The sequence below is a fragment of the Streptomyces sp. NPDC021080 genome (genome assembly GCF_044333225.1).
GTDB lineage: Bacteria > Actinomycetota > Actinomycetes > Streptomycetales > Streptomycetaceae > Streptomyces.
Genome location: NZ_JBIRQM010000049.1, coordinates 1 through 8133, shown reverse-complemented (window position 1 = coordinate 8133; position 8133 = coordinate 1). Strand labels below are relative to the sequence as shown.

Genomic DNA, 8133 nt, shown 5'->3' with positions numbered 1-8133 from the left:
CCCCGTGAACGTCTCCACCCACATCCGCTCAGCCCTTAACACCCCAGCCATACAAAGAAGATGCCCAGCTCAGAGCCTTGTGCAACACCCTTTAGGGCGGAAGTGGCCAGCGCTATGCCGGGGTGTCGGTCGGTGGGGGCGAAGGGATAAGGGCGTCTGAGACCGTGTGGCGCCACAAGGCGATGGATCCGGAAGCGCCTCCCGTCGCCAGGTGCCGGTCCGGGCCGGAAGCGATGCTGTACACAGGTTCCGCGTGGCCCGTGAGAACCGTCCTCCGACCGCTTGGACACCACAGGGAGACCCGTCCGTCCTCGGCGCCGGCCGCGACGGCTGGTTCCCCGCCCCCGTCGATGGTGGCCAGCGCCGTCACCGGACTGTCATGCAGCATGCGCCGGTCCACGAGCGAGCCGTCCTTGACGTCGAACAGCTGGACCTCGCCGTCGTCGTGCCCCAGTGCCACTAGCGACCGCTCGCCCCAGTCGCCGACCGTCATGCACCGGGGGCGCCGTCCGGGCAGGGCCACTGTCCACTCCGGCTCAGCCACCCCAGGCCGCCAACCGGTAAGCGAATCGTCGTCGTGGTGGGCGATGACGCGCTCAGCCTGGTAGGCGACGAGGCGGGATGGGACCGGCATATGATGCTGATCGAGGTTCTCCTCGGTGAGGAGGTCACGGAGGGAGACCCAGCCCTCGGTGTCCGCTGTCACCAAAGTGCCGCTGTCAGGGCCTCCGACGGTTGCTGCGGCGAGCCGGGCCTGGCCTGACTCAGGTATGTGTGAGCGTTTGTTCGTAAGGATGTTCCACGTCCACAGTTCATCGTCTTCCCCGTGAACCAGGATGTCCGCGGAACCCGGGGGGCCGTACGACCATGCGGCTCGTACTCCGCAATGGTGGCGTCCGGCCAGGAGGGGCGCTGCCTCAGTTCCGGGCTCGCAGGCCCACAGTTCCGCTTCGCTGTCGGCCGCGAGCAACAACGGGTTCCCGGCAGGATCTGTTGTCCAGCACAGGGCTCGGACGGAACCGGAAAGCCCGGATCTGTGCTCCGGACGCACGGAGTAGAGGTCCCAGAGACGGATGGTGCTATCGGCGCTCCCGCTGACACACTGGATTCCACCGGCTATGGCGCTGACTGCCACGGCACTCACCGGTTTTGTGTGTCCGCACAGGACCGCTAGGGGGGCACCATCGGTGGCATCCCAGATGCGCACGCGGTTGTCCTCACATCCCGCGATCAGTACCTCCCGGTCCCCGATCCGTCCGAAGGCCAGGGACCGTGCCGGGCCGTTCGGCAGGGTGTGGGTGTGCCGCGCCTCGCCGGTGTCGGTGTCCCAGACGATCACCTTGAGGTCCGCCCCTGCCGTGGCGGCCAGGGTGCACCCTGCGGCGATGTCCAGAGCGACGGCCAGGACGCCCGCTGAATGACCCGTGAGCAGAGTCCGCAGGCGGCCTTGCGCCAGGTCCCACAGCCGTGCGCTGTGGTCGGCGGAACCGGAGAGCACCATCCCCGAGTTGGGCACTTTGGCCGACGAGAGTGCCAGTACGGTGTCGTGATGCCAGCCGACTCGCCCTGGCGCGTGGGTCCGCCGGATCTGCAGGGCTGCCGCAGTGGCGTACAGCAGGTCCCCGTCGCCCGGCGCCACGGTGAAGGCTGTGACGCGTTCGGGATCTGCAACTGCGGTGACTCGCTGATCACCGGCTCTGTTCCAGCTGCGCAGAGTCCCGTCGCACAATGCGGTGACCGTTTCTTCCCCTTCGGTAGAGGTCACGGCGACGGACGTCGGCCGTTGGGCGCTGAATACGGCGACGCCGTCGCCGCTCCACACCCGCACGGTGTTGTCCTCGGCCGCGGAAACGACGACAGGGCGACCGCCCAGGGCGCCTGTGCCGACAGTGTGCACGCCGGCGGTGTGCCCCCGCAGTTCACGTGAGCGTATGCCGCTCCACAGAGCGCGTTCCAGGGCCCAGCCGGACTCCGGCAGAGCAGCCGTACATGCTTCTGCCAGACGGTGTGCACCGGTGCGTCGTGCCCAGAGCCGCATGGTCGCGAGTCCAGGGCGATGCGGCGACTCTCCACCATGCGGGACGGGCGTGCTCCGGGCTTCCAGCGCCAGGACGACGGCTTGAGCCGACTCCGGGCGCAGGCTGGTTGTGTACTCGGCGAGCGAGGCGTGGTCCAGAGCCAGCACGAGGTCGGGATCGCGCAGAAGGATGTCTTCCAGCACCCTGCCATGCGTGGCGTGGGCGGCCAGGTATTTGCGGACATAGGGTGGGGGCAGCCGGTCTGCGGGGCGGCGCTCGGGATCGGTCATCCTCTGTCGTGCGGCTGCGGCCAGGCCCCGGGCCACGTCGGTGTGATGGGCGGACACCGCGGCGTCGGTATCGTCCAGGAACCGAGCGATCATCAGACTGCGGAAGACCTCATGGGAGAGCCGGTAGACGGCTTGTTCGTCCTCCTCATCGATCAGGACGTACGGGGCTGCGACACGGAGCAGGGTGTCGATGTCATGCTCGGTCACATCCGTGTCGCCCGATATTCCGCTTGCCGCGGAAGCCCATACGTCTCCTGATCGCGGCATGCCGCGCCCCTGGCTGAGAGTCAGGGCGAGAAGGAGCGGCAGAGCGGTGTGCGAGGTGTTCATCACGCGCCGCACGGCCGCGGTGAACAGGGCATCGTCCTGCAGTCCGGTGGCGGCCACTTCTGTGAGGACCCGGGGCAGGATGTCGGCACTGTGCCCTTCGGTCCTTGAGACGAGTTCGTGAACGGCGAGCCGGGCCGCGAGGAAGGCCGGCTCTTGTGCCGCGATCGCGTCGGCTGCCTGATGGATCGCTGGCTCGGGGAGCTCGAGTGCGCGTGCTTTCCGCAGACGGAGCCGTACGTACTCGCGTATGGCCTCAGGGTCACGGTCGATCACGATCAGCCGTTCGTCCGGCAGTCCGTTCGGAGCCAGCGCCTCCAGCAGACCGCCGGAGTCGGCGTCTCGAGAGTGCCGGCGTTGGTCCGGCCGGGTGCCCACCACCACGGCACATCGCGGAAGCTCCGACAACCAGCGCAGCACGTCGGCCACGGCGTCCGGACGGGCCGCCTCGTCCAGGGCGTCCACCAGAAAGGTGAAGGGTCTGCTCCGGTCCGCCAGCGAGGCGGCGAGCGAATCCGTCAGCGAGCCCGTCCCCAGGGCCGCGAGCGTTTCGGCGGGATAGCCGACGGCTCTGGCGATGCTTTCCAGAATGCCCCGACGGTCCATGCCGGTGGCGTGCACGATCCCCTGAAAGGCATGGTCTGGAGGTGTCTCGTCGGGGGCGGGCTCCGCGATGTACCTGCCGCGGACCAGGAGCTGCCGCAGCCGCGGCCGTGACAGGGCGGCGATGTTGCCGAGCAGCGCCGACTTGCCTTGCCCGCCCTCGCCGGTGACCACCAGCATCCCTGACGTCTCTGTCTTCAGCCACGCGGCGATGCGGCGCTTCTCCACCTGCCTGCCCACGAAGTACCAAGCCGCGTCGCCGTGTTCAGCTCCGCTCGCCTGCGGAATGAGGTGCAGGCGCTCGTCGGCCGACAGCGATCGGATGAAACCGGTGAGGTCTTCGTAGATGTCCAACGGCGCGTTGGCGCCCGTGACGACGGGAGTACGCCGGATCAGCAGCCCGTTCGTGGAGGAATGGAACACGTAAGGATTCGGCAGACGGTGCCGTAACTGGTCGGCCAGGTCCCAGGTGCGCACCTGGTTGCTGCCGCGGAAGGAACCGAGAGCGAGATCGAGCGCTTGAGAGAAGACACCCAGGCGGGTCTCACCCTCACGTGAGGCGCCGAGGAGCAGTACCCGTTCGATGGCATGTGGATCGTCCCGTAGGAGACAGGCGTGCACGAACTCGACGAAGCGCGCGGACCTGCACCCGTCGATCAAGATCATCGCCCATGAATCTCCCGCGTTCGGGCTGCGTTCACGTCTGCGGATGAATGATGCGAGTACTTCCGGGGTCAGGCCACTGCCGTCCACGGCCGCGTCGCTCTCGGGCAACGCCATGGAAGCGCGCAGATCGTTGGACCAGCCGTGCCCGACCCAGTGCAGCACCGTGTTACGCGGGTGGTCAGGGGTTGCCCACTGCTGCAGACGCCGCGTCACCAGGCTCGCGTTGCGCTCCTCCGGCGGCACCGGCCACGGTACGGCGGTACCGCCGTACTCCGCCAGAGCGGCACCCACGGCCTGCGCCTCCAGCTCGGCGGCGCCTGGTTCCGGCGATGAATCCCCGTCCAGGTCGGGGAGGTTGTCGTAGTACGTGAGAACGACGGACACGACGTCGAACTCTGTCGATTGCGGCGTTTTCATGGCTTGTCTCCTCGCCCGGCAGCCAGCAGCAGCCTGGTCACGGGGGAGCCGCTGCCGCCGGCGGCGGCCACCCGGTACAAGCTCGGCTCGGTGAGGAGCAGCTCTCCGGCTCGTCTCCCGCCATGCGTCGCATCGCCGTACCGGAGGACGGGTGACTCCTGGACACCGCCGGTGCTCAGGTCGACGACGTAACAGCTCGCTCCGGCGCTCTGGGAGCCGGTGACAGCGAAGGTGAAGGGCTCACCCGCGTTCACGACATCCGGTACTTCAAGGCCCAGTTCGCCTCCGCCGAGCGGCGCTCCTTGCTCGTCTTCCGAGATCACCGCACAGACATGGTCCATCGCCTCCTTGCACCGGGCCAGTGCTCCGTGGGACTGGTGCACATAGGTCCGTTCGGCCTGCCGCAGCTCGGCCGAGTACCGGTACACCGTCCCGTCACCAGAGTGGTCCAGCAGCTCTGCGCCTGCGGTGGCGTGTTCGTCCGGGATGCCGTGATGGACTTCGACGTCCCCCGAGTGCAGGGTCATGCTCTGAAAGGTCGGCTGCCCGAGTCCCACCAGGCACCGGTGGCCCGGCAGTGGGAGCGTTCGTACCGTGGCGCGGTCGGACGGGATGCTGTCGCCCTCGACAGCGAGGTCGCCCGCGGCGAGGTGGCGCAGCACCCCGTTGTCCTGCACACAGCGGTAGGCCGGCAGCAGCTCGTAGACCGACGGCAGGGTCCGGGCGAGGGCCTGCAGTCGTCTTCGGGGCAGAGGGAAGGGACTTCCGGCGCCTTCGGAGAGCATCCGTACCGCGTCCAGCGAGCCGAGAAAGGGTGTGCCAAGGGTGATGACGGCCCGCACCTCGTCCAAGGCGCCGGGAATCCGGGCCAGTTCCTGCACCAGAAGTCCGCCCATCGAGTGGGCGACGAGGACGACGCGGGCCTGGCTGCCGCCCGGCCCGCGCGATTCGGCACGCCATCGCCAGGCTTTGAGGTGTGTTTCGATCGCCCTGGCCAGCAAGGCGGCGTTGTGGGCGACAGGAAGGCGCCAGTCGTAGGGAAAGGGACGAAGCGCTTCCGGATGCCGCACCACCTGGGCGATCCGTTCCATGAGGCGGGTGTAGGGCTCCATGCCCGTGAGCACGGGCATGAAGGCCGGAAAGCGCAGGAGCCGTGTGGCGCGCACCCGGCGACGCTCCTTCTCCGGATCCGGGTTGGTTACCTGCAGGTTCCGGAGCCCCTGCCCTGTCGTCCAGGCGGACACGTACCAGCTCGCATCCGCGAGACCCCAGAGGGTGTTGCCGGTGGTCACGTCCACGAGTTCGCTGCCCATGATTCCCGGTATGACGATGACGGCGTCGTGTGAGCCTGGCGGACGCGTCGTCACACGGCTGGTCGGGGTCATCGGACGGCTCCTTCAGTCAGCCTCGGGGCCCTCGGGGCGAAGGGGATGTCGCGCGGCCCGCGAGGGCGGGGTCGGCTGCACGCGTCAGTGTTTGCCTCAGATCCCGATGCAGGTGGTGCAGGGTGTGGGCGACGGGGACATCCGTCCGCGGCACGGGCAGCCGGATCAGAGCGTCGACCGCCTCGATCAGGTCCGTGTCCGGTGGCCTGGGCCCGTTGACGGCCGCCAGCGCGTTGAGGCAGGCGCGCACCTGACTGAGCATCGAGACATGATGCGCTGAGTCACCGGCTCCGCCACGGATGGCGGCAAGCGCTGTCGACGTCGCACCAGCGACGTCGTAGTGCAGGGCGAGTGCGGTCAGGCGGACTGCCGCGTCCGCTGTCTCCTCACCGGAAACGACCGCCGCGGCGACCCCGTCGAGCTGGGGTCCGAGGAGAGACAGCATGCCGGTGCGCGTGGCCAGATGCGTGGGGACACCCATCTCGAGGAGGTCGTCGACCCGGGGGAGCACCACGTCGCGGTCCATCATTTCAGGTGTCGGCAATGAGAGTTCCGGCAGGCGGGGTGGTGCGAGAGGTACGTCACCAGAGCTCGCGAGCAGCCACAGTAGAGAACTGCTGAGAGCTTCCCGGCGACCGAGCCCCGATGCCATGGCGGCGGGGTGGTGCATGTCGGTGGTCTCCGCGATCGCGGCGCACGCCTGCCATGCGCCGCGGCAGGCGACGAAGGCCCGGATGAGGGAGGCGAGTCCGCCCTCGCCGAATCGAGCGAGGCTGAACGGCCGGGACGGGCCGAGGGCGATGAGGAGCTCCCATGCCGCCTCGGACGCAGCGATGAGGGCCCGCAACGGATGGCGCTCCGCGGTCTCTGTCGCCATTTGCGAGGGGAGGGCGGAGAAGTAGTGATGCAGTAGCTCTTCCGTCCAGTCCGGGGGGAGCAAACCGGGCTTGAGGGCTTCGTCTCTGAGTGCGGCATGAGAGTCGAGAAGAAACACGGCGATTTCCGGCCGGGTCAGACCGAGGCCGGCCGCCGCTCGCTGTTCAGGGGAAACCCGGGCTTGCCCCCATTCCTCTGTCGCCTCCTTCCGGGGCCGACCGGGGAAAGCCCGTAGGTGCTCGTTTATCCCGGCATGACTGGTTAGTGCGTCGAGCGCGATCAGTACGTGCAGCTCTCTGCAGCGGGCAACCGCGTCGTCGCCGATACGAGCCAGGATGTTCGCGGCAACCGTGTCACCTGCACTCCAGTCCGAGCGGGGGGAACTGACAAGATGGGCGCCGGTGCTGAGGTTGGTCCTGCGGTCCTCGACGAACCGCGCGGCAGCGAGATCGACCATGTCGTACGCGACCAGGCCGCCACGCATCGCGTAGTCACATCGGGCGGCCTGGGTGAGAGCGTCTGTCCGTAGCTCGACCAGGCAGGTCGCACGGAGCGTTTCGCTGCCGATCCAGACAGGACCCCGCTCGCCGACGGCGCTTGGTGGCCCTTCGTTTACGGACTTGACTCTCACGGTTTTGCCACCGAGTGCAAGGACGTCAACAGGTGCCGCGATGATGGCTTTCACCATGTCGGCAGGGCTGAGTTCACGTATCGATGCTGGGAGGCCCAGGGCAAGCCGCACCTGGGGAGTGACGGCGATCCGGCGGACCTGCATCGAGTGGACACCTCCGCCTGGAGATATCGCCGAGGGTGTGTAGGCAGCCCAGCTGTCGTGTCCCTCCTCGAGCATGCGCAGACGCTCCGCATGGGCCGAGGCCTGGTCCGGATCCGGATCCAGAAGGATATGACGATCGTCGAAGGCGGCCACCAGCCGGATGCCTTCCGCTCTGCGGAAGAAGTCCGCGAGGAGGTCACCTGCGGGCTGGCCGGCCCCGACTGCGGTGAAGCCGCCGCTCCGCGCCCACCGGCCGACTTCACCCAGGCGCTGAGCCACGGCTTCCCAGGCGCCGCGGGCGGTGATGCCCATCTTCTTGTGGTCGTACCCGGCGGAGCCGCCGGAGGCGAAGGCGTCGCCGAGCCAGAAGTCGTAGGACTGGGCGACCTCGTTGGCGATGTCCGAGAACGTTGCTGTGCCCTTGTCGGCGGCGACGGCGAGGTAGGTGTCGTCCTCGTCGTGCCGGACGACGTCGGCGGGCGGGACGACCTCGCCGGCGACCATGTTGTCGGTGATGTCGAGCAGCGCGGAGATGAAGGTGCGGTAGCTGCGGATGCCCTCGGCCATCCACGCGTTGCCGTCCACGGACGGGTCGGGCAGCTGCTTGGGGACGAAGCCTGCCACGGAAGAGCTCGTCACCACGCCGCCGTTGCAGAACATCTGCGTCGCCGGGAGCTCCATGATCTCCGTGCGGAAGTCCTCACGCCGGTCGGACCAGCGCAGACCACCGCGCGCGACCTTGCCGAAGCGCAGGTGCACACCCTCGACACGGGGCG

At 68.3% G+C, this 8133-nt stretch carries 3 protein-coding genes; all 3 read right to left on the bottom strand.

Going from position 1 to position 8133, the window contains the following annotated elements:
• Window positions 1–112: 112 nt before the first annotated feature.
• Complete coding sequence (locus ACH4S8_RS44920; RefSeq protein ID WP_398405124.1) at window positions 113–4321, bottom strand: hypothetical protein; 4209 nt, start codon at window positions 4319–4321, stop codon at window positions 113–115.
• Window positions 4318–5706: a hypothetical protein gene (locus ACH4S8_RS44915; RefSeq protein WP_398405122.1), complete on the bottom strand. Its 1389-nt coding sequence runs from the start codon at window positions 5704–5706 to the stop codon at window positions 4318–4320. Before ACH4S8_RS44915 ends, ACH4S8_RS44920 begins: the two co-directional genes overlap by 4 nt.
• A 16-nt stretch (window positions 5707–5722) precedes the next feature.
• Window positions 5723–8133: NAD-glutamate dehydrogenase domain-containing protein (locus ACH4S8_RS44910; RefSeq protein WP_398405120.1), on the bottom strand; the 2411-nt coding region annotated here is incomplete at its 5' end.